23 protein-coding genes and 1 pseudogene are annotated in these 23,967 nt (G+C 49.5%); 15 read left to right on the top strand and 9 right to left on the bottom strand.

Annotation, left to right across the window (positions count from 1 at the left end; all coding sequences use genetic code 11):
• Nucleotides 1–179: 179 nt before the first annotated feature.
• The 3 genes from LCF57_RS17595 to LCF57_RS17605 form a co-directional block, all read right to left on the bottom strand.
• Nucleotides 180–1,535 carry a dipeptidase gene (locus LCF57_RS17595; RefSeq protein ID WP_226001847.1) on the bottom strand — a complete coding sequence of 452 codons (1,356 nt, stop codon included), beginning with the start codon at nucleotides 1,533–1,535 and terminating at the stop codon, nucleotides 180–182.
• 199 nt (nucleotides 1,536–1,734) lie between these two features.
• A complete protein-coding gene (locus LCF57_RS17600; RefSeq protein WP_226001848.1) occupies nucleotides 1,735–1,911 on the bottom strand; it encodes a YjfB family protein in 177 nt (58 codons plus the stop codon).
• A gap of 56 nt (nucleotides 1,912–1,967) precedes the next feature.
• Nucleotides 1,968–3,947 carry a methyl-accepting chemotaxis protein gene (locus tag LCF57_RS17605; protein WP_226001849.1) on the bottom strand — a complete coding sequence of 660 codons (1,980 nt, stop codon included), beginning with the start codon at nucleotides 3,945–3,947 and terminating at the stop codon, nucleotides 1,968–1,970.
• A gap of 165 nt (nucleotides 3,948–4,112) precedes the next feature.
• Between LCF57_RS17605 and LCF57_RS17610 the strand changes: the two genes are divergently transcribed.
• Entirely contained in the window at nucleotides 4,113–4,529 is a 417-nt protein-coding gene (locus tag LCF57_RS17610) for a hypothetical protein (RefSeq protein WP_226001850.1), read from the top strand.
• A 217-nt stretch (nucleotides 4,530–4,746) separates the two neighbouring features.
• On the opposite strand, the gene LCF57_RS17615 is transcribed toward LCF57_RS17610, so the two are convergent.
• Together LCF57_RS17615 and LCF57_RS17620 are read right to left on the bottom strand one after the other, a co-directional pair.
• Nucleotides 4,747–5,874, bottom strand: a complete 1,128-nt coding sequence (locus LCF57_RS17615; RefSeq protein ID WP_226001851.1) for an SGNH/GDSL hydrolase family protein — start codon at nucleotides 5,872–5,874, stop codon at nucleotides 4,747–4,749.
• 154 nt (nucleotides 5,875–6,028) lie between these two features.
• Entirely contained in the window at nucleotides 6,029–6,742 is a 714-nt protein-coding gene (locus LCF57_RS17620) for a GT-D fold domain-containing glycosyltransferase (protein WP_226001852.1), read from the bottom strand.
• Between the two features lie 182 nt (nucleotides 6,743–6,924).
• On the opposite strand from LCF57_RS17620, the gene LCF57_RS17625 reads away from it, so the two are divergent.
• Genes LCF57_RS17625 through LCF57_RS17645 form a run of 5 tightly spaced genes read left to right on the top strand, consistent with a single transcriptional unit; the run spans nucleotide 6,925 to nucleotide 11,893 of the window.
• Nucleotides 6,925–7,632, top strand: a complete 708-nt coding sequence (locus LCF57_RS17625) for a glycosyltransferase family A protein (RefSeq protein WP_226001853.1) — start codon at nucleotides 6,925–6,927, stop codon at nucleotides 7,630–7,632.
• Nucleotides 7,633–7,651: 19 nt separating this feature from the next.
• A complete protein-coding gene (locus tag LCF57_RS17630; protein WP_226001854.1) occupies nucleotides 7,652–8,632 on the top strand; it encodes a polysaccharide biosynthesis protein in 981 nt (326 codons plus the stop codon).
• A gap of 3 nt (nucleotides 8,633–8,635) precedes the next feature.
• Nucleotides 8,636–9,985, top strand: a complete 1,350-nt coding sequence (locus tag LCF57_RS17635) for a nucleotide sugar dehydrogenase (RefSeq protein WP_413232201.1) — start codon at nucleotides 8,636–8,638, stop codon at nucleotides 9,983–9,985.
• Nucleotides 9,978–10,766 carry a class I SAM-dependent methyltransferase gene (locus LCF57_RS17640; RefSeq protein ID WP_226001855.1) on the top strand — a complete coding sequence of 263 codons (789 nt, stop codon included), beginning with the start codon at nucleotides 9,978–9,980 and terminating at the stop codon, nucleotides 10,764–10,766. Before LCF57_RS17635 ends, LCF57_RS17640 begins: the two co-directional genes overlap by 8 nt.
• Nucleotides 10,763–11,893, top strand: a complete 1,131-nt coding sequence (locus LCF57_RS17645) for a glycosyltransferase family 2 protein (protein WP_226001856.1) — start codon at nucleotides 10,763–10,765, stop codon at nucleotides 11,891–11,893. The genes LCF57_RS17640 and LCF57_RS17645 overlap by 4 nt, the downstream gene beginning before the upstream one ends.
• Here LCF57_RS17645 and LCF57_RS17650 read toward each other — a convergent pair.
• Complete coding sequence (locus LCF57_RS17650; RefSeq protein ID WP_226001857.1) at nucleotides 11,885–12,763, bottom strand: DUF72 domain-containing protein; 879 nt, start codon at nucleotides 12,761–12,763, stop codon at nucleotides 11,885–11,887. The two genes, LCF57_RS17645 and LCF57_RS17650, sit on opposite strands and share 9 nt — an antisense overlap.
• A gap of 265 nt (nucleotides 12,764–13,028) precedes the next feature.
• Here LCF57_RS17650 and LCF57_RS17655 point away from each other — a divergent pair, with 265 nt between their 5' ends.
• From LCF57_RS17655 to LCF57_RS17675, 5 genes are all read left to right on the top strand, one after another.
• Nucleotides 13,029–13,811, top strand: coding sequence for a class I SAM-dependent methyltransferase (locus LCF57_RS17655; RefSeq protein ID WP_226001858.1), 783 nt, complete (start codon nucleotides 13,029–13,031; stop codon nucleotides 13,809–13,811).
• A 23-nt stretch (nucleotides 13,812–13,834) separates the two neighbouring features.
• Complete coding sequence (locus LCF57_RS17660) at nucleotides 13,835–14,854, top strand: MBL fold metallo-hydrolase (RefSeq protein ID WP_226001859.1); 1,020 nt, start codon at nucleotides 13,835–13,837, stop codon at nucleotides 14,852–14,854.
• 82 nt (nucleotides 14,855–14,936) lie between these two features.
• Nucleotides 14,937–15,572: an NAD(P)-dependent oxidoreductase gene (locus LCF57_RS17665; RefSeq protein WP_226001860.1), complete on the top strand. Its 636-nt coding sequence runs from the start codon at nucleotides 14,937–14,939 to the stop codon at nucleotides 15,570–15,572.
• Between the two features lie 215 nt (nucleotides 15,573–15,787).
• On the top strand, nucleotides 15,788–16,420 hold the full coding sequence (locus tag LCF57_RS17670) for a TetR/AcrR family transcriptional regulator (RefSeq protein ID WP_226001861.1): 633 nt from the start codon (nucleotides 15,788–15,790) through the stop codon (nucleotides 16,418–16,420).
• Nucleotides 16,421–16,532: 112 nt separating this feature from the next.
• Entirely contained in the window at nucleotides 16,533–17,318 is a 786-nt protein-coding gene (locus LCF57_RS17675; protein ID WP_226001862.1) for an SDR family NAD(P)-dependent oxidoreductase, read from the top strand.
• A gap of 106 nt (nucleotides 17,319–17,424) precedes the next feature.
• Here the strand turns inward: LCF57_RS17675 and LCF57_RS17680 are convergent, their stop codons facing one another.
• Nucleotides 17,425–17,889, bottom strand: coding sequence for a GNAT family N-acetyltransferase (locus LCF57_RS17680; protein WP_226001863.1), 465 nt, complete (start codon nucleotides 17,887–17,889; stop codon nucleotides 17,425–17,427).
• A 39-nt stretch (nucleotides 17,890–17,928) separates the two neighbouring features.
• Nucleotides 17,929–18,486: a phosphatidylglycerophosphatase A gene (locus tag LCF57_RS17685; protein ID WP_226001864.1), complete on the bottom strand. Its 558-nt coding sequence runs from the start codon at nucleotides 18,484–18,486 to the stop codon at nucleotides 17,929–17,931.
• A 151-nt stretch (nucleotides 18,487–18,637) separates the two neighbouring features.
• On the opposite strand from LCF57_RS17685, the gene LCF57_RS17690 reads away from it, so the two are divergent.
• From LCF57_RS17690 to LCF57_RS17705, 4 genes and pseudogenes are all read left to right on the top strand, one after another.
• On the top strand, nucleotides 18,638–19,696 hold the full coding sequence (locus LCF57_RS17690) for a GerMN domain-containing protein (RefSeq protein ID WP_226001865.1): 1,059 nt from the start codon (nucleotides 18,638–18,640) through the stop codon (nucleotides 19,694–19,696).
• Between the two features lie 94 nt (nucleotides 19,697–19,790).
• Nucleotides 19,791–20,537, top strand: a complete 747-nt coding sequence (rph, locus tag LCF57_RS17695) for a ribonuclease PH (RefSeq protein WP_226001866.1) — start codon at nucleotides 19,791–19,793, stop codon at nucleotides 20,535–20,537.
• Complete coding sequence (locus LCF57_RS17700) at nucleotides 20,537–21,169, top strand: XTP/dITP diphosphatase (RefSeq protein ID WP_226001867.1); 633 nt, start codon at nucleotides 20,537–20,539, stop codon at nucleotides 21,167–21,169. Before rph ends, LCF57_RS17700 begins: the two co-directional genes overlap by 1 nt.
• A 137-nt stretch (nucleotides 21,170–21,306) precedes the next feature.
• Nucleotides 21,307–21,933: pseudogene (locus tag LCF57_RS17705) on the top strand (group II intron maturase-specific domain-containing protein); the annotation flags it as partial.
• A gap of 168 nt (nucleotides 21,934–22,101) precedes the next feature.
• On the opposite strand, the gene asnB reads toward LCF57_RS17705, so the two are convergent.
• Nucleotides 22,102–23,946, bottom strand: a complete 1,845-nt coding sequence (gene asnB / locus LCF57_RS17710) for an asparagine synthase (glutamine-hydrolyzing) (RefSeq protein ID WP_226001868.1) — start codon at nucleotides 23,944–23,946, stop codon at nucleotides 22,102–22,104.
• Between the last annotated feature and the right edge of the window lie 21 nt (nucleotides 23,947–23,967).

The following is a 23,967-nucleotide window of genomic DNA, read 5'->3' on the forward strand; positions in this document are numbered from 1 at the left end:
AGGCACAGCCAAATAAACCCAACCCATTTTCCTGAAAAATGGCTGAGCTTTACTTAAACTGTACCTCACATTACCGTAAACGAATGAATTGGATAATCATATGGTGCAGCACTCCCCTAAAAAAATAGAAAGGGCTTTCGCCCTCTCTATTGTAACATACTTAATAAGAAGCTGTGAACTTACACCGATTTCAAGAACTCCACAATGGTTAACAGGCCTTTGTCGAAATTCTCCAAATTAAAATGCTCGTTCGGCGCATGCAGGTTCTCATCCGGCAAGCCGAAGCCCATCAATACAACCGGAGCAGTCAGCACACGGGAGAAGGTTTCCACGATCGGAATGGAGCCGCCATCTTTGGTAAACAGGGCACGCACACCGTACACTTTTTCAAAAGCATCTGCCGCTGCTTGCAAAAACGCATGTGATGGGTCAATGTTAAAAGCGTTTGCTTTCTCACCCTGTTGGATTTCCAGAGTGGCTCCTGGCTGAACATGGGCGCGTAAATGGCGCTCGATTTTGTCCAGAATATCCTGCGGATTCTGGTTCGCCACCAGACGGCACGTAATTTTCGCGTGAGCTTCCTTCGGAATGACCGTTTTCGTGCCCTCACCCTGGAATCCACCGTACACGCCGTTCAGCTCTAGTGTCGGACGTGCTCCAACACGCTCGACGAAGCTGAATCCTTCTTCGCCATATAGAGAATCCAGCGCAAGTTCCTGCTGCAGCTTGCCCTCATTGAAGCCATGCTTCACAAATTCTTCTCTCATCTCTGCCGATAACGGGGCAACATCGTCGTAGAATCCTTCGACGCTCACACGGCCCTTATCGTCATGCAGAGTTGCAAGCAAGGACACCATAGCATGCAGAGCATTCGGTACGCCGCCGCCAAAGGAGCCGGAATGCAGATCCGTATTCGCTGTGTGAATGGCCACTTCCAGTGAGCACAATCCACGCAGGCCTGTGCAAATCGCAGGCTTTCCTTTTTCGATCAGGGAGGTGTCGGACACCAGTACAGCGTCAGCCGCCAGACGTTCAGCTCCGGTCTGCAAAAACTCAAGCAGGTTTGGGCTGGACACTTCTTCTTCGCCTTCAATGCAAAATTTGATGTTCAGCGGCAGCTTGCCCTCTTGCTTCAAAATGGCTTCAACCGCCTTAATGTGCAAGAACACTTGGCCTTTGTCGTCTGTTGCTCCGCGCGCATATAATTTTCCATCGCGGATAGATGGCTCGAACGGCGGCGTTTCCCACAGGTGAAGCGGATCAACGGGCTGTACATCATAGTGGCCGTATACGAGGATGGTCGGTTTACCAGGTGCATGCAAATGATCAGCATACACCAGCGGATGACCTTTGGTTGGAATAATTTCAACGTTTTCCAGACCGCCAGCAGTCAGTTTGGCAGCGAGCCAATCGGCGGCCTGATTAATGTCCTTTTTGTGCTCCGATAATGCGGAAATACTTGGAATGGACAACCATTCCTGCAGCTCGTTTAGCTGTTGCTCTCTGGCTTTTTCGAAATAAGCGGAATAACTCATAAAATATGTATCCTCCTTTGCACTTGTAATCGTGCGATTTTTTTGCTTTATCCCCCGAACCGAGGTTGTGGACGATATATCTAGTTTACTACGTTTTACGCTGAACGAAAAATATGGAGATAAAAAAACGATTCTATCCCGGTCTGTCGTCCAGACCTGAATAGAATCGCCCTTTATCATGAATAGATTGCACTTGTACTTACACCCGGATGTCGAGCTGACCTCCGAGATGAGGCTGTACGCTTTTTTCCATCATCTGTATCAGCGCTTGTCCTTGTTCACTAGCTTGATCCTTGGCCATAGTAGCAACCTTAAAACTCACGGCTTGAGCTAAACTGGCCTGGCTCATACCTGTCGATAATGCTGCGATATCCATGTTCCAACCCTCCTTCATGGTGAAGACTCTTTCTCTATATTTATCGGTTGGAACGGTTATTTTGTTTCATCCAATTGGAATTGGTGCAGCAAATCTTGAAGCTGCTCGGCCAGACGAGTCAAATCTGCAGCAGAAGAGCCGATCTCTTCCATCGAGGCGAGCTGTTCCTCGGCAGCGGCGGATACAGTCTCCGTATGGGACGCAGCTTCCTCAGCAATACGCGTAATTTCCTCCATACTGCTAACGACTGTACTTGTACCCTCTGCGACCCCGGCCGTAGAGGCTGCAACGTTATCAAGTTGCTTCGCCGATTTGGCTACCGCTCTACGGATACGAGCGAAGGAGCGACCGGACAGGTCAATGGAATTGATGCCTTCGTTTACGCGTTCTTTGGCGGACTCCATTGCGATCAGGGCCTCAGATACACCGCTCTGTATCCCTTGAATTTGTTCACGAATTTGTTGTGCTGAATGAGCCGAGTTTTCAGCCAGCTTGCGGACCTCGGTTGCTACGACAGCAAAACCTTTGCCGTGCTCCCCTGCACGTGCTGCTTCAATGGAAGCGTTCAGCGCGAGCAGATTAGTTTGGCTGGCGATTTCGGTAATGACAGTGACAATCGTTCCGATTCGTCCGGATCGGTCACTCAAAGCGCTGATAATCGTATCCAGCTCTTCCACTGTAGTGCGAATGCCGTCAATAGAAACGACACTATTGCCGATATGCTCACTGCCTGCATCCGACGCCTGAATGGCCTGTGAAGAGTAGGTGGTCATTTCAGCCATGGTTGTGGTCATAGCCGCAATGTCCTCGGACATGCCGCTAACCCGTTCCTGATTATCTTTAGCGCTGCCCACTTGACGTTCACTCCCTGCGGCCACATCTTGAATAGCTATGGTCACATGCTCAATGGCACGGGTCGTTTGTTCTGCCCCTGCGGCAAGCTCTTGCGAGGAGGCTGACAAGTTGCCTGTCATTGCTTGAATTTCTCGGATCATGTTACGCAGGTTATCCAGCATTTGTTGGAAATACCTTGACAAATCCCCGATTTCATCCAAGTTGGTTGTCGCCACATTGATGGAAAGATTACCTTGGCTGATCGCATCCATGGAATTACGTAATTTTTGGATCGGCTTGAGTATACTGCTGATTAACCATAGTGCGAGCATACCGATGATGATGGCTGAAATCACCAGCACAATGATAGTAGTGATCAGAATCGGTTTGGCGGAGGCACTTGTTTCTGATTTGTCTATCGTTCCGGCAATTTTCCAGCCCGTCAGCGTATTGGTTTTGAAAATCAGGTTTTTGGCTACGCCATTTAAATTATAGTTAAAGCTGCCTTCCTTGGAGGCAAACAGTTTTGGCAGCATTTCTCCCATTTTCGTACTTCCGCTGACTTCTGTCGGGTGAGTAACGATATGCTTGTTATTATCGAATATGACGATATAGCCCTTTTGTCCGATTTTTAATTTTGTAAGTTCTTTCAAATTATTCAGGTTCAGCGAAATGCCGAGAACACCGCTATTGTCGGGAAGTGTACGTGAAATATACACAACGGGAACCTTACTCGTATTGAGCTCGACAGGACTGATTGCGGTTTGGCCGGGGTTCTCCATAGCCTGCTTGTACCACGGACGCTCACGAGGGTCGTTATAGACTCCGGTAGCTTTGCCGAGAATGAGTTTCCCTTCGGGAGTTCCTAAAAATATATTGATGACTTCCGAATGCATTTTTATATACACTAGTAGTCTTTCCTGAATAGCTTTATCTGCTTCTGCACTGTTATTACTAGCTGTCATCGTAGAAGTGTAATATTCAAGATCGTCGATTTCGGATTGAATGGTTTGGGTAATTGCGCGATCGGATGCGGTAATGCTAGTTGTCGCACTATCGAGTAATTGAGATTCCGTTTGGTCATATGCTGCCTGATAGGAAAACGTGCTGACAATAATACAAGGAACTAGCATGACCAGCAGAAATGCTGTTGTCAATTTTTTGCGTAATGTTAAATTTGTCAGTCGTGTCAGTTGTTTCATCAAACCCCCTGCTTTCTACGTGCATATTCATTTCTAATATTTATATTATATGTATTTACTATCGGTTATTTTAAGTTGAATTAATAGATTTATTGCTAATTTGTCCAATACGTTCAAAATGTTTTTGCATAGATTGGAGTATCTTGCAATGTGGAGGGATGAGGTATGGGTTTTTTTCTGGACATGAGAGGCTCCACCAATTCATCACAAACAGGTGAGGGTCCCAATATACAACTGGGTCCTGTACCCGAGCGGTTTGGTTTGATTACCTTGAGAACCTTTCTTGTACCGAGTCCGATTGTGACCTTTAGCGGTTCAATTGGGCTGCTTGGTGAACTTGGTGATACGTATGCGGTTGAAATCGTACGTGGCGCCGACTACGATCCGAGCGAGGTAGTTTACCGAGCTGAGGGGGTATTGGGAGCCACAGGGGCTAATGAAACGCAAGCTTTTAATGCGCAGGATCTGTCTGCCCCATGGGCAATACAAACCGTGTATTCTTCTTATATTTCCGGTGTATCGACGACGGTTCGCAATGGTCCGGAGGTATTCACCGGCATCGCTTCGACTCCGTTTTTTTAAATATATCAGACGAGTATTTCTTGATTAAGAACGCGCTGACTGTTCATAGTTCTCCCATGATTAGGCGACTGCGTTGGTCGTGGAATCGACTAACAGCAGATCACCAATACTGTAACAAGATATGAGGGCTCAAAGCTGATCAGCCACGAGCCTGGGCAGGCATCTGTCGCAGGCTCGTGGCTATGATGCTCAACAGAGTTGATTCTGCTTCCGGCTTCTAATTCTTTAAAATCTCTCGCAAATACCCTGTCAACTCATCTGCCGCTTTGGTATGGGCGAGGAGGCCGGGATGGCTGCGAGATCCTAACGTTTCTTCCGTTGTGTTAGGCAATTGGAACACGGAAATATTCCGATCCCTCGTTCTTTTCTTGTACGCGTCTACCGCCCGGTAGATCGCCGGCATCATCGGAGTACCAAGCATCCCATAGGCCCACACAATATGGGCAGCAGGATTACAGGCCCGAAGCTTGACAAGAAAATTTTCGGTAGCGTTTTCAAAAGCTTGTAAATCTTCTTCATTGAATGTGCCGTCCTCATTCAAGCGTTGCTTGTACACTTTCCCATTTACTGGGTCTGTCCATGCAGGAGAATAAAAGGATCCCCCGTCATTACTTCCCAAATTCACCACGACCACATCCGGCTGCCATGAGGTGAAATCATGGTCGGAAAATGCCCCTAATGCTTCATTTCTCTCTCCGGTGAGTACACCACATACCTGCTCATAATATGCCGGTATGTTCGTATGGGGATTATTATCCCAGCCCGTTAGGACACCCCATCCGCTTTGGGACAACACTCGGTAATCCGCATTCAGTGCTTCGGCAGTTATGGCTGTATAATTATGTAGTGCCGTGAACAACATGGGAATCCAGTCTGTCTCCTCTTTCGCTCCAATCGCTCCTTCTCCGGAGGTAATGCTGTCACCGATAAATTCCACCTTGTGGGGCTTATCTGTGACCGGCAGCAATTCTCCGTCAACCTTCAGGGCATGAATTTGCAACAAGCAGCGCGTGTCCGAACTCATAGGCTGGACATCCTTGACCACACGGACATTTTTGACCGTGTCAGGGTTCAACCCTCTCAAAAGACAGATCCAATGCCGTCCTGTGGTTACCATCAGGCGACTCATCGCGGCACCATTGATGACAATACTGATCCATTGCTCATACACTTGGTAATCTGCCTCTATCTCAATCCACAGCTCCGAGCCCTTGATATTCAATTCAATGCTGCTGCCTGTCCAAAACAGAGTTAGTGGTGAAAGTGTTTGCGTAGTTCGACCATGAACTTTTACATGCTTAGCTTTTGTAAGTGGATATGTCTTCAATCTCTTGTTATGTGCCATTCCCAATATCCTCCTTAGAATCTCCAATTTAATGCTAGTTTCTATAATATTGTAAAAGAAGTGATGGGAAATCTCAAAGTCTATTTTTAAGACAGCTTATGATTGCCAAAAGCACCAGCAAAGCTTGAATTTGCTGGTGCTTTATTTTTATCCATTAATTCGCTTTGCCGAACATGACAATGTTAATCGCCTTGCCGAAGTCTATACCTACTTTGCCAGTCAGTTCTGCCGTTTTTTGTGCCAACACGACTGCATTGACGCCACAAGAGAACAGCGCAATATCAAAGTCATCTTGGTGCGATGTAATCCACTGGAGTGTTTCCTGCATCTGTTCATATTGGTGAAATGCGATCGTATGCGCGATATGCAACCCGTAGGGTTCAGCCTCAAGAACGGGTTTGACTTCGGCGGCCGTCCGGGTGACCAACAGAATGCGTCGATCCTTCAGCATGTCCCAGAAAGCAGGTGTCTGAGCCAAGTACCGATTCAGACAGGCATGGCAGGTCAGCGCGGGAGAAAGAGCATAGTGAGCAAAAACCTGATCGGTCAGCTCCCGCTTCATATAGGATGGAGCTTTAATAGATTCATCATCATATGGCAAAATGCCGGTAATGGTAGCTTTGCGCACCGCTTCAGCCACCGCGTCTCGCAGCTCCGTATTTGGTAGAAACAATCCTTTTTGACCGAGATTGGCTTTGACCGCCCAACGTTCCTGTAGCACTTTTTCCATCGGCCAGACCGTATCCTGAGACAAAATTAAGTTTTCACCATCTCCAATACGAATGAGTGAGAAGGGCTGTTGTCGATCCAGTGCCAGCTTCAGATCATTTAGTACCTCATCCATCTCCAGATACCTTGGATTAGTCATATCATGTTTCCTCCCTATTGAACTTTGTATTCTATCATATGTCGAAAGCAAAAAGGTTTTTTGTATGAACGGCTATTCTTTTTGGATTCTACCTATTTTTACAAGAGTCGTTGGATTTGTACGTGCCGTTTCAAAAGCGTCTTCATAACTTGAGAGAAGAAGGTTGAAAGGGAGGAAGATACATGAACCGCAAGATTGTGATTGAAATTAATTTTAATAACTATGGGATGAATCCCAACCGCCTGACACGTGAGTGGATTAGCGAGCGCATAGATATTTTTAGAACCTACACGCTGCGCAGTTTGCTCAGTCAGACAAATACGGATTTCCTATCTGTCGTCAAGCTGGCGGGCGGATGCAGTGACATCGTGGAAGAGGAGTTGGCCAAGCGGGAGCCCATTCCAGACCACATCCGCTTCGGCACGAGCATCGAGAGCAAACGTCGTATCCAGGCATATGTCGAAGGTGCAGACGAATTGCTCATTGCACGCATTGATTCTGACGATTTGTATCATCGTTCTTTTGTACAACAATTGCATGATTATGAGTTTCAGCCGGACACGGTTGCTCTGGTGAACCAGCTGGGGTATCTATGGGACGCGGTTGAGGGTCAGATGGCACCGATATTCCACCGTTCGCCTTCCTTTTATGTATTCCGCTATCAAGTAAAGGATTTTCTGAATGATTATCGTATCGTTATTCCCGGCAAGGGTACACACGGATATGTAACAGAGCTTCCGCATGAGGTGATTCCGCTTCGCAACTATGTGAACGTCATTCATGCTGCCAATACCTCGGTGAAGAAAGTGCCGGCCAAGGATCGGCTGACAGAGAGTGAAATGAATGCTGTGTTGGCTGAATTTATGGAAACGGACACTGCCAATTCGTAACGGTCAGGAGGAGATTATATTGTTCAAAGGAAAAACACTGCTGGTGACCGGGGGAACGGGATCTTGGGGGCAACGGCTAACGGCTGAATTGCTGAAGGAGGGACCGGCGGAAATTCGTATTTTTTCACGTGGTGAATTTGCACAGATTGCTATGCAGCGGCAATTCCAGTCTGACCCCCGATTGAATTTTGTCATTGGGGATATTCGGGATCTTCAGGCATTGCAAGAAGCCTGTCGCGGCGTAGACTATGTATTCCATCTGGCGGCATTGAAGCATGTTCCCGTGTGCGAGAGACAGCCCGAGGAGGCTTTCAAGACGAATGTACACGGTACGGAAAATGTGATCCGGGCCTGTATTGAGCAGGGAGTCGCCAAGGTTATTGACGTCTCTACTGACAAGGCGGTAGATCCGGTGAATGTATATGGCATGACAAAGGCTATTGGCGAGCGACTGATGATTCGCGCCAACACTTTGAGTGAGCGCACTCGCTTTGTGTGTATTCGCGGCGGCAACGTGCTGGGAACGAGCGGAAGTGTCGTACCACTGTTCAAACGTCAGATCGCAGAAGGGCAGGATTTAACGCTGACGAGCCCAGATATGACACGCTTCTTTCTCACGCTCGGCGAGGCGATCGGCTTGCTGCTGAAGGCTTCTGTCATGGCGATTGGCGGAGAGACGCTGGTAATGAAAATGAAGGGCTGTAAAATTGCTGATCTGGCAGAGGTGATGAAGGAACAGGCCGGTCAGCCGACGTTGAAAGTGAAGGAGATTGGCATACGCGGCGGGGAAAAGCTGCATGAGGTGCTGATTTCCCCCTATGAGGTACCGCACACGTACCGCTATGATGATCGTTATTTTGTTATTCTTCCCCCGCAAGCAGACGAGCGTCTGTTGAGCCAATATGGTGGACTGGAACGGGTGAGCTTCGATCAATATCGCTCGGACGATGAATTAATGGACCGCGCGGGGATTGGTGAGCTGCTTCGAGGAATGGAGTAACCGATGAAAGAGGTGGGTATTTTGCAACTTATTGAAAAAATAACTAAAGGAACTGTACAGGTTGCGGTAATCGGCCTCGGTTACGTGGGGCTGCCGATGGCAGTGGAAATGGCAAGGGCCGGATATGATGTATATGGTGTGGATTCCGATCCCGCCAAAGTAGCCAAGCTGCTTCAAGGACAGTCGTACATCATAGACATTGGCGATGATGCATTGGAAGGTCTGATCGGGCAGCAGTTGCATCCCGTTACGGATATCAAGGTGCTGGAGCATGTCGATATTGTCGTCATCTGCGTGCCTACGCCGCTGACTGACGGACATCAGCCGGATACATCCTATATTGAAACGGCTATCGATCAGGCGATACCTCATTTACGCAGACAAACGCTGCTGATTCTGGAAAGCACCACCTATCCGGGAACGACCGAGGAACTGATTCGACCTGTGATTGAACAGCGGAGGGACTGGACGGTAGGTAAGGATTTTTACGTGTGTTTTTCACCGGAACGAGTCGATCCGGGCAGTGTTCATTTTAATATTCGCAACACACCAAAAGTGATCGGCGGCTGTACGCCGGATTGTCTGGCAGCAGGAGCAAGCTTTTATGGCTCCTTTCTGGAGCAAATCGTCCCAGTCAGCTCGACAACTGTGGCGGAAGCCGCCAAGCTGTTCGAGAATACGTTTCGCAGCGTCAATATTGGAATGGTCAATGAGCTGACAGCTGCTTGTGAAAAAATGGGCATCAATATATGGGAGGTGCTGGATGCAGCGGCAACCAAGCCATTTGGCTATATGCCTTTTTACCCGGGGCCTGGTATCGGGGGGCATTGCATCCCGGTCGATCCGTTGTACTTGTCGTGGAAATCCGAGCAGCATGGGTTTCCGCTGGAGTTTGTGGATTTGGCAGATCGCATGAACCGACGTATGCCGCTGTATATCGCGGAGCGAATAGAAGCCATGCTCGCACAGGAAGGGAAAGCCATAAACAAGGCCAATATCATCCTGGCAGGTGTAGCCTATAAAAAAGACATTGATGATGTGCGCGAATCCCCTGCTCTTGCTCTGTTTGAGCATCTGAAGGAAAAGGGCGCTTCGGTAAGCTTTACCGACCCGCATGTATCAAGCTTTAAGCTGAACGGTAAGGTGATCCGATCCCGGACGGTTAATGCCCAGCTATGGGAAAGTGCAGATATCGTAGTCATTACGACTGACCACTCTGTGCTGGACTACCAGCAGTTGGTTGACCATGCTCCGCTGGTCTTCGACACACGCAATGCGACTGCGCATTGCAAGGGTGGACACGTTGTGATACTGGGGCATCCCGGTGATGGAGGGGGCGCTGCTGTTGGCTAACCGTGATCAGGTGAATGAACGTTATTACGGACAGATCAATTCAGAGGAATCACATGAGGCCACCCGCCATAGAATCCACTGGATTTGCCGCCACGTGCAGGGCCGTACCGTGCTGGATGTCGGGTGCAGTCAGGGAATAGCGTCCATTTTGCTCGGGCGGGAAGGCTTTGAGGTGATGGCCATTGATTTGGAAGAGGACAGCATTTCATATGCAAAAAAAGAACTTCGTCAGGAATCTGCACCTGTCCGGGGAAGAGTTCACTTTCAGTTAAAGGATATTTCACAATTTGAACGTCCTCCCGGCGGATTTGACACGATTATTTTAGGCGAGATTTTAGAGCATTTTGCGCACCCTCATACCCTGCTTGCTCATGCTTACCGCCTGTTGAATAAAAAAGGAACGCTCGTTCTTTCCGTACCCTATGGATACCATCCGTTTCACGACCACAAGCGGACTTATTATGCCGGAAGCCTGTCCCGTGTGCTGTACCCTTATTTTGATGAAAAGGCGCTGGAGGTCCATCACAAATATTTGTGTTTTGCAGGCCGCAAAAAGTCAAAAGAACTGCGTGAGGTCAAGCCGGAAACAGAGCATCTGACCCGTTGGATGAAGCTGGATGAGGAGCAGTTTCGTCTGGTGGAGCAGCAGCATGTTCGTAAAATGAATCAGCGTAAGGCTGCATTGGACAAGGCGGTACAGCGAATCCGACAGATGGAGGAACATATTCTTCCACTGGAAAGGCATGCGCGTGTAGAACAGTTAGGCAAGGCGCAGTCATGACTGAACAACCCATAGCCGGACAAGCAATGACTATCAGCTTGTGTATGATTGTGAAAAACGAGGAGCAGACACTTGGTCGTTGTCTGGACTCAGTCGCGGATCTGATGGATGAAATCATCATCGTGGACACGGGTTCAACGGATCAGACGAAGTCGATAGCCGCCCGTTATACGGATCGGCTGTATACGTTCGACTGGGATGATGATTTTGCAGCCGCCCGCAACACATCGTTCGATCAGGCGACGTGCTCCTATATCATGTGGCTGGATGCGGACGATGTACTGCTGGGACCCGATCGCGAGCGCCTGCGTTCCTTGAAGCAGCGTTTGTCCGCGGATATCGACGCAGTGGTGATGCCACTTCATTTGGCAGAAGGAGAGCAGGGTGAATTGTTGTTCACCTCACGCCGTATCCGCCTCGTGAAGCGAGAACGACAATACCGCTGGGAAGGGCGTCTGCATGAGGAATTGATGATATCCGAGGGACGAATCGTCCATTCGGATGTGGCTGTAACGCACCGCCGAATGGGCGACCACACGCTCCGTAATCAACGTATCCTCGCCCGGTGGATCAGCGAAAGCGGCAAGCTGGAGGGGCGATTGCTGTATTTTTACGCGAATGAATGCTTTGACCGTAAGGAATATGCCGAGGCAGCAGAGGCGTTCAACCGTCTGTTGGCGGAGCCGAGCGGGTACCGGGAGGATCGGATTACCGCTTGCGCGCGATTGGCGGAATGTTATCTCCATCTCGGCAAGCCGGAGCAGCAGTTGGATAGTCTGCTGCGGTCCTTCCGATACGGTGTGCCACAAGCAGATTTATGCTGCATGATCGGTGACTGGTTTTTCACGCGCAACGAATGGAGCACCGCGGCGTACTGGTACGAAAAAGCACTGGAGCAGCAGCACCATGCTACTGATGTAAGACCTGTTTCGCTACCATGCTACTCTTGGTTGCCCCACGTGCGGCTCAGTCATTGCCATGCCCATTTGGGTCAGTTGGACGCATCGTACGAGCATAACCGGGCGGCTTTACGTTATTTGCCTGACGATCCGCATTTGCTGGCTAACGATTGCAAGCTCAGGGAGGCTATTCCCGATCGATCTGCCACAGCCCCTCCTTCAAAATAATTCAAGCTGCTCTGGCCCCTCGTTCTCCTGAGGTGGTTTGCGGGGGGGAAAAGGCTTGGGATCTATGCCGAGCAACGTCATCAGCTGCTTGGCGTTAGCGGCGGCATCTCCTCCCGAATTGTTATTGAAAATAACGCAAATCTCACGGCTTTGCTGCTCCAGCTCCAGCAATCTGTCTCGCCATTCGATCAACTCTTGTTCGTTGTACCGATACAGATAACGAACCTCTCGCCAGTTGGGTGCGGAGCTTTGATTCCAGCCGGAACCATTACGTCCATGAAGACGTACGACCGTCAGATTACTGTCTGTAGCCTGCGGCACAATGGGAACAGAGCCTGGTCCGGCCTGTGGCTCGTCGCATACGCTGTGTATCCAGCCTTCCTCGCGCATGAATGCCAGCGTTTGTTTCCGAAACTCGGGTGTGAACCAGCTTTGATGTCTGAACTCAAGTACGGATGGGACCTTTCCCATCCTTTTTTTTGTGTCTCGCAGTAAGGCGACATTTTCGCGTGTACAGTCGAACCAGGGTGGGTACTGAAACAGCACCGCCTTGAGCTTGTCCGCTTCGCGGAGAGGCTGTATGGATGCATGCAATGCTTCATACATTGCATCGATTGTTTTAAAATAAGGCTGCTTGCCGCGTGTATGTCCGGTCATGCCCTGATAGGCCTTAACGAGAAATGAAAAGGAGTCAGGGGTTTCAGTCGCCCAGCGTGCCATGCGATCCGTCGGTTGCACCGCATAAAAAGAACTATCCATCTCCACCACCGGAAAATGGCTTCCATAGACGCCTAATTTTTGATTAGCTTTGCTGCCAGTCGGATACAGATCATCGTGATCGCCCCAGCCCGTCAGTCCAATTTGAATCATAGCTTTGCCGCTCCTTTCCTTCATGAAATACGCTCAAAAGGCATTCCCACGATTCATCACGATTCATTTTAATGATAAAATGGAGTGAACCGCATGAAGCTGGTATGAAGTTCCTATGAATATTTAAGCTCAATTACGATTATTGTAACATGTTCCTGATTCAGAATTTTTCAACATCCTTATTCGTAATGCTTTTGAGTTTCCAGTTTGAAAAAGCTAATATAATATGTAATAGAGTGAAATGAGCTCATGGAGGAGAAACGATATGGCAGAATGGTACGAGCAGAGCTTTGGGGAAGATTATTTATTGGTATATAAGCATCGCGACTTTCAGGGAGCCTATCAGGAAGTGCAGAAAATGATCTCTTGGCTCAAATTACCGCAGGGCTCCAGCGTATTGGATTTATGCTGTGGGATGGGACGTCATTCGCTTGCACTTGCCGATGCGGGCTATCAGGTGACAGGTGTGGATCTGTCCGGTGTGCTGTTGAGAGAGGCGCATGCTGCTGATCCCGAAGGCCGGGTAAGCTGGCATCAAGGCGATATGAGAGCGGTGCCACTGGATGAAAGCTTTGACGCGGTGGTGAATCTGTTCACCTCCTTCGGCTATTTTGAGAAGGATGAAGAGCAGCTTAAAGTATTAAAGGAAATTTATCGACTGCTGAAGCCGGGAGGACGCTTTATCATAGATTATTTGAACCCTGCCTATGTAGCTGCCCATTTGGTGCCGCATTCATCACGCGAGGATGAAGGGAATTGGATTGAGGAGCATCGGGTGATTGAAGATGGATTTGTGAAAAAACAGATCGCAATTCGCTCATCCGAATCGGCTGCGACTGCTGAAGCTGCGGCTGGTCTGGATCCTATTACAGGGGAAGAATCCGTGCGGGTGTATCATGAGCGGGTAAAGCTGTATCCATATGAAAAATTCCGGGCATTGCTGGAGCAAGCCGGATTAACCGTAGAACAGGTGCACGGAAGCTATAACGAAGATCAATACATCGAAGAGGCTTCGCCCCGAATGATTTTTGTCGGCATGCGGGCTTGAAACGGAAAGGCGGATGGGAAGCCATGAAATTGCCAGAGCTTACACCGTGTGAAGGAATAGATGGAGGCTTTCAGGTCAAAATATCGATGTCCTTTCCGCTGCGTTGGGTGAATAGCTATGTGCTCAAGGGACAGCACGGCTTTACAATTGTAGACCCTGGTCCGCGCAATTTGGACACAGAGTCAGAATGGACACACGTCTTCCAACAGCTAGGGATATCCTTTGCGGATATCTCGGACATTGTGGTGACTCATCATCATCCGGATCATTACGGGCTGGCAGGCTGGATGCAGCAGCAAAGCCAGGCGCGCGTACATATGTCAGCTCGAAGCCATCAGGAAGCGATAACGATGTGGGGCGGCCAGGCATCGACTGCTGCGATGGAGCATACGCTTCCCGCTTTTTTTGTCCGTCATGGCTTCCCTTTGGAGCAGGTGCCCGACTTGGTAGCCCATATGCTGCAGGCGTATTCGCAAGTGAATCCACAGCCTAAGATTACGATCATTCCTATGAGGGAGAATGCCTGTTTGGAGCTGGGCGGACGCAGCTGGCAACCTATCGAGACAGGAGGGCATGCGCCTGGGCATGTATCCTTGTACGAGCCGAATAGCGGCGTGATCCTGTGCGGTGATGCGGTCTTGCCGCAGATTTCACCCAATATCGGTCTGCTGCCGGGAAGTGATGCCCAGCCCTTGCAGTCTTATATAGACGGTTTGCAGCGACTGGGCGAGCTGGAGGTTGCGTGGGCTTATCCGGGACATCGCAATCCGTTTGACTATTTTCATGAACGGACGCAAGCGTTGCTGGCGCATCATGAAGAACGGCTGGAGAAGTTCCAGCAGTTGATTCAGCCGGAGGGGAGTACCGCCTATGAGCTATGTATAGCCGTGTTTGGTGGCAAGCTGGGGATACACCAACTGCGGTTTGCTATGTCGGAGACGCTGGCTCATCTGGTGGAGCTGGTACGCCGGGATCGGGTTTGGATGGGCGAGACGGGGCAGATTACGCGCTTTACCCCTTTGCCGGGAATAGTTACCGCATAAAGCTACCGAATATAGCTACCGAACATAGCAACTAGACTAAGCAACATGACAAAGCGGCATGCATGCCGGGAAAGAGGCTTTTATGAATCTGCTGCTGCTGGGAGCCACCGGACGCGTAGGGCGGTTTATATTGGAATACGCATTGGCGGACGGTCATACCGTTACGGCCCTTGTCCGTTCACCAGGCAAGCTGGAGGAATACGCATTAAAATACGGGGCGCAGCTTCAGATCGTGCAAGGGGATGCTACCCATACCGAGGATGTAGCGCGAGCGCTGTCGGACGGGGCGTTGGCTGTCATCAGTGCACTGAACACGGATGGGTTCACAACCTTATCCGTGAATATCGACCTGCTGATCCGGCACATGCAGAAGCAGTCTGTTGCCCGTCTTATTACGGTAGGGACAGCAGGGATTTTGCAAAGTCGCACCGAGCCGGGCTTGTATCGGTATGAGTCGTCCGAGACTCGGCGACGCAGTACCCGTGCGGCAGAGGAACATCGGCGAGTATACGAATTGCTGCGTGCTTCGACGCTGGATTGGACCATTGTCTGTCCAACCTATCTGCCGGACGGTGCGCGGACAGGAATTTATCGTGTGGAGAAAGATTTTTTGCCTGAAGGCGGTTCTCAAATTACTACCGCGGATACGGCTGATTTTACCTATCGTCAATGGAAGAGTGACGAATTTATACATGCACGTGTAGGCATTGCCTATTGAGCGTAAAACGTCAACCATAGTTTCATTTTTAACATTCAGCGAGAGCGCGGTAAGTGTATCTACTTATTTGCGTTCTTTTTATTTGACAAACAATCAGGATTAGAATACTATGATTCTTAATGGAAACACTGTTTCTGTGATCATGAGTAAGGTTTTATATTGAAAATGGCAGTATCTTCAAAAGAGCAACAACTAAGTAAAAGGAAGTGTAAATCATGTCTGAGTCATCGCAGCTCTATAAAACCTATTCGGAAGTGAAGCTTCAGCAGCAGCAATTGCTTCGTAAAAATGTTATTGATGCCGCATGCATCCTTCTTGTAGAGGAAGGGCCTGAGGCCGTGACCGTACGACGGGTTGCGCAGAAATTAAGCTGTTCAACCAAAATTATTTACAGTATCTTCGGCAGCAAAGATGGTCTGGCCAACGAGATGTACTTGGATGGATGCCGACTGTTGGCGGGAGCCTTTCAGCAAGTACCCGTCACCGAAAACACACTCACTGACTTGGAAGCCTTAAGCTGGGCGTACTGGGAATTTGCGCAGCTTCATTCGGCTTATTACAAAATGATGTTTGGCGGGGCCTTATCAGATTTCAAGCCGGATGAACAGAGCCTGGAAGGTACGACAACAGCCCTGTCCCGATTCCAGCAAACCGTCGTACACGCTATGGAGCAGGGTCAATTGGCGGAGCAAGATCCGTTGCTGGTCGTCCGAATGCTGTGGTCTGCTTTACACGGGGTTATACACCTGCATTTTGCAGGCCATTATTCGGATGCCTCTGTGGCCCAAGAGATTTATGCATTTACAATGAAGCAGACGCTGGCTGCATGTAAGGTCCCCTCATTGTAATTATAAGATTTGAAATGTGCTGAGGTCGTCATAATAGATGGCTTCAGTTCATTATAGAGTAGTGGTAACAATGTTTCTAAAAAAAAACAACAATACTATGGAGGTCATCATCATGTTTATGTATGCAAATAAAACGGCTCTGATCACGGGGGCTTCATCCGGTATTGGCGAGGCGTTCGCCTATTCGCTCGCAGCTAAAAAATGTAATCTTATATTGGTGGCACGCAATGAAACGAAATTAAGGGCGCTCGCCAAAGAGCTTTCCGCAAAATATAACGTAAAGACAACAGTGCTTCCGCTTGATCTTTCCGTAGCAGGAGCATCAAAAACATTGCATCAGGAGGTTCAAAAACATCAGCTGAAGGTGGATCTTTTAATCAACAATGCAGGCTTTGCTACTTATGGGTACTTTGAACAGGTCTCAGGAGAAAGGCAGCATGAGGAGATCATGCTCAATGTCGCTGCTTTAGTAGATATTACACATGCTTTTATGCCTGATTTATTGCGTAACCGAGATGGGGGAATCATCAACGTCTCTTCCACAGCTGCATTTCAGCCTGATCCGTATATGGCCGTTTATGGAGCAACCAAAGCATTCGTGCTTTCCTTTAGCGAAGCGCTCTGGGCCGAAAATCGAAAACGAGGGTTAAAAGTGCTTGCCCTTTGCCCAGGTTCAACAGAAACTCCATTTTTTGATGTTGTTAACGCAAGTGAAGCATCTGTTGGCATTAGAGAAACGCCTGACACGGTTGTGAAAAATGCGCTAAGAGCATTTCAAAAAGGCCAAAGTCACATCATTTCCGGTCGCCAAAACTATTGGGTCGCTCAGTTTTCCCGATTTTTTTCCCGTCAAGCCACATTGGGAATTGTAGAACGTACGCTACGTCCGCAAAAATAAGCGGACTGTAGTAATAGCAATGCATCAGGTGCACTTCATGTGCCAGGTCTGATCGGTTCTAAGCTGTATCAGACCTGGCATTTCTGTTTACATGAATAAACGCTCGCTACTCCAGCCTTCTGGAATCCAGTCCTCTGGAATATAATAAAATTCCATCCCGTTTCTCCCAGCCGTTTGCCGACCAGAAGCGTTGCCCTGCTTCATTGTGCTCCATCACAAAAAGATGACACTTATCGATGCCCTCTCGCAACAAAGCAGACAACGCTTCATTCACCAACAACGGGGCAATTCCTTGACCACGATGCTCTGTGGATACGCCCAAATGATACAGAAATCCTCTACGACTATCATGTCCTGCCATAATCGTACCTATGATACTGCCTTCATACTCACATACAAAGCTAAGTCCTTCATTTCGCTGCAAAAAGCGTGCAATTCGCTCCGGCGAGTCTGCTTCGCTTAATCCCAATCCTTCCAAACCGTTCCATAGTGCAAAAGTCTGATCATAATCATCAGCCCTCATCATGCGGATTGTATATTCGTCATTTACATTTTCAGTTGGGTCTGCCATGTCCTGTTCTCCTCTTACCCTATATCTATCTGTTGTTGTCTAACGTGTTGTATTTGGTGCGCTTTCTTCCCCAAGCTCTTGTTCACGCTCTGCCTGTTTGCGATGGGCGATACGGCTGCTGGCCGAAGCTGCGATAGCGCCCACAATATCGTCCAGAAACGTATGGATTGGCCCGAGGCTCTTATTATTCAGGCGTTCCAGCACACCCGGTTTGAGTTTATCGACATAACCGTAATTGGTAAATCCAATGCTGCCATACACATTCACGATGGAAAAAGCCAGAATTTCATCGACCCCGTACAGTCCCTCATCATTCTCAATCATATCCTGCAACGGGGAAAGAAGGGCGCCCCGTTCGGCAAGGATGTCCAGTTGGATGCCGGTGAGCACTGCATTTTGAACCTCGCGCTTCATCAGGACTTTGTCTACATTTTCCATGCATTCTTCCATCGTTAGGTTTGGGTAATATTTTTTCTGTAGCAGCATGACCAGTTCTGCGATTTCAGTCATGCTTACACCACGCTTGTGCAGCCATTCACGGGTGGCATCAGCCACCTTTTTACTATTCAGGCTATAAGGTGCTTTTTTCTTATCCATAAAGCTGTAGTTCCCCTCCTCGTATAGATTCAGATTTTTGCTGCGATATGACCAGTGTGTCCAGTCAGCTTAAAAAGTAGTTATTTTTTACGCGGGGCTCGTATACATATTAGTACAATCTGTACAAAATTGTTAGGGAGGAACTTCACTTATGAACCTAAAACACCCATGGCGTATGACCTCTGTAGCAGGGCTGCTTTCCCTACCCCTGTTGTTGTCCGGATGCAGTCTCTTCGGCAATGAGTCAGCATCTATTGATCCCCCGCCGTCCACGCTAGAGCAGTCCATGATCAAGGCCGTGAGCGGAAAAGAACCTGTGAGCACCGGGCAACTGAGAGCTGTCTTTCTGCAAGATCATAACGGTTTGCTGGCCCCAATATCTTTACCAATTGCTACAGGTGATGTTCAGGTAGATGCCAAGTCGGCGCTGGAAACACTGGTTGAGGGTGGGCCGTATGCCGGATTATTGCCAGAGGGTTTCAAAGGCGTATTGCCCCAAGGTACAGAAGTGAAGAGTGTGACAGTGGACAAGAACAACAAGCTGGCTGTCGTCGAATTCAATAAATCTTTTGCAAACTATAAGCCACAGGAAGAACGCAAATTAATGGAAAGCTTGACCTGGACCCTGACCGACCGCCCCGATATTGAGAGCGTACAGATTTGGGTGGATGGCAAAAAGCTGAACGAAATGCCCGTTGACGGCACGCCGCTGGATCATCCGTTGACGCGCGCAGTAGGCATTAATTTGGAGGTTGGTCATGGCGTGTCACCGCTGGATTCCAGTCCGGTCACGGTATATTTCTCATCCTCATCTCCAGCCGGAGTTCAATATTATGTACCCGTCACACGGCTGGTCAGCCCGGAAAAAGATCGTGTCCAGTCCGCGCTGCATCAATTGATTCAAGGACCGCAGATGGAGGACGGATTACAGGAAGTGATGACAGGGGAGACGGCGCTAAAATCGGTAGAACGTTCCAAGGACAACGTAATTACGGTGTCACTCTCAGATGATATGTTCGCCAAGGGAGAGGCAGTACCTGCGGAATTTCTGGAATCGGTCGTGCTGACAGTAGCAGATAATTCAGAGGATGCGGCCAAAACGAAAATTCGGATTGAACTGAATGGTGAGAAAAGTGTTATTGGACAAAATAATCAGAATTATGGAGAACCTGTAGCCAAGCCGCAGCACATTAACGAAATTCCTCTTTAAGGGCGGGGAATCGTCCTTGAGGGTGCTTTTGCCTGCACACTTTGGTAAAATAAACATATAAGAACAGGTTGCATACGACGTAGGAGGAAAAAGCATGAGTAGATCTAACGGACGAAACGGTGATGAGCTGCGCCCGATGAAATTGACAGCAGGAGTAAATAAATACGCGGAGGGCTCTGTTTTTATAGAGGTTGGCGAGACGAAAGTCATTTGCACAGCTACTGTGGAAGAACGCGTTCCGCCCTTCATGAAGGGACAAGGCAAGGGTTGGGTGACCGCAGAGTATTCCATGCTTCCGCGGGCGACTCATAGCCGTAACCAGCGCGAAGCCGCGCGTGGCAAGCTGACGGGCCGTACCATGGAAATTCAGCGTCTGATCGGAAGAGCATTGCGTTCGGTTGTAAATTTGCAGGCGCTTGGTGAACGGACCATTACGCTGGACTGCGACGTTATTCAGGCAGATGGTGGAACGCGCACAACCTCAATTACCGGCTCATTCGTAGCGTTAGCGATTGCGGTCAATAAAATTGCCACCCAGCACAAGCTACCTGTTTTTCCAATTACGGATTTTCTGGCATCTGTCAGCGTAGGGGTTGTTGGTGAGAAAGCATTGCTGGATCTGAACTACGAAGAGGATTCCAAGGCCAAGGTCGACATGAATCTGGTGATGACTGGCAGCGGCAAATACGTCGAGCTGCAAGGTACCGGAGAAGAAAGTCCATTCGATCGTAACGAGTTGGATCAGCTGCTTAGCTTGGGTGAACAAGGGATTCTGCAAATGATCGAGCGTCAAAAAGAAGTGCTCGGCCCGATTGCTGATAAGATCGGGGCTGGAGTCTGATGCGACTGGACGGCCCGATTGTCATTGTCGCTACGAAGAATAAAGGCAAGGTACGTGAATTTGCACATGCCTTTGCTCCGCTCGGCAAGGAAGTCAAAAGCATGTACGATTATCCCGACATTCCTGATGTGGTTGAGGATGGCAAAACCTTTGCGGAGAATGCGCTGAAAAAGGCCAAAGCGGTCGGAGATGTGCTTGGATTGCCCGTGCTGGCCGATGACTCCGGCCTGTGTGTGGACTTGCTGGACGGTGCGCCGGGCGTATACTCAGCCCGTTATGCTGGAGAAGGTGCCAGCGATCACGAAAACAATATTAAGCTGCTCGATGTTTTGGAATCGAAGCAGCTTGGTGATGATACAGAACAGCCTTTGCTAAGTCCGGCTCAATTCGTCTGTACCTTAATTCTGTATAATCCGCAGACAGGGGAGACATTGGAATCGACCGGCTCGGTGGATGGCTGGATAACAACGGAAACCGCAGGCAGCGGCGGGTTTGGTTATGATCCGTTGTTTTATTTGCCTGAGTATGAGAAGACGATGGCTGAGCTGACGTTGGAACAAAAGCAGGCTATCAGTCATCGAGGCATAGCCCTGCGTAATTTGACGGCCAAGCTGGGGCATTCGCAGGCTTAACTTCGCAGCAATGTTCAACTGTCAGATTAGACATATAACAATAAAAGGCTATCCGCAAATCATCAATTGCGGATAGCCTTTTTTACATGTGCGCCCGGCATGGGCGATAACTAGGCGGTGAAAGTCCGCTACACCGTTATGCGGATGACATTGTCGTGCTGGCGAAGAGCAAGCGAGCGGCCACACGGCTTCTGGAATCATGTGGGGCATATCTGGAGAACAGGCTAAAGCTCAAGATGAATGCACAGAAGAGCAAGGTCGTTAGCGTCGTAGCGCAGAAACACTTCAAATTTCTTGGCTTTGCGCTGGGAAAGAACGGGAGTGGCGTGTATATCCGCGTCCACGGACAATCCCTTGCAAAGGCAAAGAGGAAATTGAAAGAGCTAACGAGCCGAAGGCAAGGCAGAAACGCCCAGCAGGTGATGGAGAACGTGAAGGTCTACATTCGCGGATGGATCGGCTATTTCTATGTAGCCAACATGAAGCGAATCCTGCAAAGCTGGAATGAATGGCTGCGAAGGCGGATGCGCATGTACATCTGGAAAGGTTGGAAGAAGCCGAAAACGAAGGTGCAAAACCTGCGGAAGCTGGGGATACCGGAGTGGCAGGCCTACCCATGGGGAAATACACGGACGGGATACTGGCGAGTTGCCGGTAGCCCGGTGCTGTCTCGCTCCATAACATACGAAAGGCTCGTACGGGCAGGGTATTATGACTTCCCTGCACAGTACGAGCGTCTACGACAATTGCACTTAAACGGTTGAACCGCTGTATACCGAACGGTACGTACGGTGGTGTGAGAGGTCGGCTACTCAACTAATGGGTAGCCTCCTACTCGATTTTTTTGTATCTCGCCTGTTCCTCTTCTGCTTCTTATCCACTCCGAGTTACACGCCGTTCCTGCTTCAAACTGCTGTAGCTGTTAGCTTATCTTATCGAATCGCTACTTTGTAGGTGCGCAGCCAGTTATCCACCTGGGTCAGGTACGCAAACAACTGAGGTCCCGACATCAACTGACCGAACCAGGGCAGATTGGTGGATGCCTCTGGCGAGGCTGCGATATCACGCACCTTTTGCGTATCAATCAGCTTAAGCAGCGGGGAAGAAGAGTCATCCAGCAGTTCCAGCGCCTGCTTTTTCACAGCGGCAAGATAGGAAGGGTTATGCGTTTTGGGATAGGGGCTTTTTTTACGGTACAGCACATCATCCGGCAATATGCCCTCCAGCGCCTTGCGTAAAATACCTTTTTCACGTCCACCGGTCGTCTTAATGCTCCACGGGATATTCCATACGTACTGTACCAGCCGATGATCGCAATACGGCACCCGTACTTCGAGACCAGCCCCCATGCTCATCCGATCCTTGCGATCCAGCAGCGTAGGCATAAAGCGAGTGATGTTCAAATAGGACATAACACGCATTTGCGCAGCTTTACCTGTTTCCCCAGACAGCTTCGGCACTTCTCCTATGGCCTCTGAGTAACGGTCGTTCAAATATTCCAGCGGTTTGATCCAGTCCCGCACCTCGGGAGACAGCAGGCTGGCTCTCATATCGGGAGCGACTGCCCATGGGAACGTGCCTGAGTTCAGCATATCCTCACGATGGAACCACGGGTATCCGCCAAACACTTCATCTGCCGCCTCACCGGAAATAGCAACCGTTGCTCCTTTTTTAATCTCCCGGCAGAAGAGATACAGCGACGAATCCACATCCGCCATCCCCGGTAAATCCCGTGTTAGCGTGGAGTTGTTCAGAGCTGCTACGACCTCGGGTGTATCGAATTCGATCCAGTGGTGGTTTGTGCCCAGTTCATCCACCATGCGCTGAATCCAGGGGGCATCAGCTCCGGGCTGGAACGCATGGGCTTTAAAATGCTTGTCGTTATCCACATAATCGACCGAATACGTATGAACTTGTCCCTGCCCGGTACGCTTGTAATAGTTGACAGCTAAAGCGGATAGTGCGCTTGAATCCAGACCGCCGGACAGCAAGGTGCACACCGGGACGTCCGAAATGAGCTGCCGCTCCAGCGTATCCATCAACAGCTCGCGTACCTTGAGCGCCGTTTGTTCCGTATCATCCTCATGCGCAATGCTTTCCAGCTTCCAGTAGGACTGAATATGCAGTCCGTCGCGGTCGTAGGTCAGCGTATGCCCGGGGCGCAGCTCCTTCATGGACGAATAGACGCCGTGTCCGGGGGTACGTGCAGGCCCGATGATAAAAATTTCGGCCAATCCCTCGGCGTCAACGGCCGCTTCGACTGCGGGATGCTGAAGCAGCGCCTTGGGCTCTGATCCAAATACGAATACATCCTCCGTTTGGCTATAAAAAAGCGGCTTTACGCCAAGGCGATCCCGTGCCAGAAATACCTGCTGCCGCCCACTATCCCAGACAGCAAACGCAAAAATTCCGTTCAACCGATCTACGCATTCGGGGCCCCATTCGATATAGGCTTCGAGTAGCACCTCCGTGTCGCATTGTGTACGGAAAAAATGCCCGCGCTGCTGCAGTTCTTTTTTCAGCTCAGGCGCGTTATATATTTCCCCGTTATATACAATCGTATAAGTGATATCCTCAAGCTGCCGGATCATAGGCTGAGCGCCATTTTCCGGGTCCATTACGCTCAGCCTTCGGTGTCCGAAGGCACACGGGTTGGATATCCAGGTGCCCGCAGCATCGGGTCCGCGATCGGAGAGTGTTTGTGTCATATTCAGCAGCAGCTCCGACTGATGCATTAAGTCTCCGTTCCACTGTATGAAGCCTGTAATTCCGCACATGTCTGTTCATCCTCTCTTTGT

This window comes from Paenibacillus sp. BJ-4, from assembly GCF_020404765.1.
GTDB lineage: Bacteria > Bacillota > Bacilli > Paenibacillales > Paenibacillaceae > Paenibacillus.

What these genes read in the sequence shown, in the direction of transcription:
- LCF57_RS17620 (WP_226001852.1), bottom strand. Translation starts at nt 6,742, where the DNA reads ATGACTAATCCAAGGTATCTGGAGATGGATGAGGTACTAAATGATCTG.
- LCF57_RS17670 (WP_226001861.1), top strand. Translation starts at nt 15,788, where the DNA reads ATGTCTGAGTCATCGCAGCTCTATAAAACCTATTCGGAAGTGAAGCTT.
- LCF57_RS17700 (WP_226001867.1), top strand. Translation starts at nt 20,537, where the DNA reads ATGCGACTGGACGGCCCGATTGTCATTGTCGCTACGAAGAATAAAGGC.
- rph (WP_226001866.1), top strand. Translation starts at nt 19,791, where the DNA reads ATGAGTAGATCTAACGGACGAAACGGTGATGAGCTGCGCCCGATGAAA.
- LCF57_RS17625 (WP_226001853.1), top strand. Translation starts at nt 6,925, where the DNA reads ATGAACCGCAAGATTGTGATTGAAATTAATTTTAATAACTATGGGATG.
- asnB (WP_226001868.1), bottom strand. Translation starts at nt 23,946, where the DNA reads ATGTGCGGAATTACAGGCTTCATACAGTGGAACGGAGACTTAATGCAT.
- LCF57_RS17655 (WP_226001858.1), top strand. Translation starts at nt 13,029, where the DNA reads ATGGCAGAATGGTACGAGCAGAGCTTTGGGGAAGATTATTTATTGGTA.
- LCF57_RS17650 (WP_226001857.1), bottom strand. Translation starts at nt 12,763, where the DNA reads ATGATTCAAATTGGACTGACGGGCTGGGGCGATCACGATGATCTGTAT.
- LCF57_RS17610 (WP_226001850.1), top strand. Translation starts at nt 4,113, where the DNA reads ATGGGTTTTTTTCTGGACATGAGAGGCTCCACCAATTCATCACAAACA.
- LCF57_RS17635 (WP_413232201.1), top strand. Translation starts at nt 8,636, where the DNA reads ATGAAAGAGGTGGGTATTTTGCAACTTATTGAAAAAATAACTAAAGGA.
- LCF57_RS17665 (WP_226001860.1), top strand. Translation starts at nt 14,937, where the DNA reads ATGAATCTGCTGCTGCTGGGAGCCACCGGACGCGTAGGGCGGTTTATA.
- LCF57_RS17680 (WP_226001863.1), bottom strand. Translation starts at nt 17,889, where the DNA reads ATGGCAGACCCAACTGAAAATGTAAATGACGAATATACAATCCGCATG.
- LCF57_RS17690 (WP_226001865.1), top strand. Translation starts at nt 18,638, where the DNA reads ATGAACCTAAAACACCCATGGCGTATGACCTCTGTAGCAGGGCTGCTT.
- LCF57_RS17675 (WP_226001862.1), top strand. Translation starts at nt 16,533, where the DNA reads ATGTTTATGTATGCAAATAAAACGGCTCTGATCACGGGGGCTTCATCC.
- LCF57_RS17595 (WP_226001847.1), bottom strand. Translation starts at nt 1,535, where the DNA reads ATGAGTTATTCCGCTTATTTCGAAAAAGCCAGAGAGCAACAGCTAAAC.
- LCF57_RS17615 (WP_226001851.1), bottom strand. Translation starts at nt 5,874, where the DNA reads ATGGCACATAACAAGAGATTGAAGACATATCCACTTACAAAAGCTAAG.
- LCF57_RS17605 (WP_226001849.1), bottom strand. Translation starts at nt 3,947, where the DNA reads ATGAAACAACTGACACGACTGACAAATTTAACATTACGCAAAAAATTG.
- LCF57_RS17685 (WP_226001864.1), bottom strand. Translation starts at nt 18,486, where the DNA reads ATGGATAAGAAAAAAGCACCTTATAGCCTGAATAGTAAAAAGGTGGCT.
- LCF57_RS17660 (WP_226001859.1), top strand. Translation starts at nt 13,835, where the DNA reads ATGAAATTGCCAGAGCTTACACCGTGTGAAGGAATAGATGGAGGCTTT.
- LCF57_RS17645 (WP_226001856.1), top strand. Translation starts at nt 10,763, where the DNA reads ATGACTGAACAACCCATAGCCGGACAAGCAATGACTATCAGCTTGTGT.
- LCF57_RS17600 (WP_226001848.1), bottom strand. Translation starts at nt 1,911, where the DNA reads ATGGATATCGCAGCATTATCGACAGGTATGAGCCAGGCCAGTTTAGCT.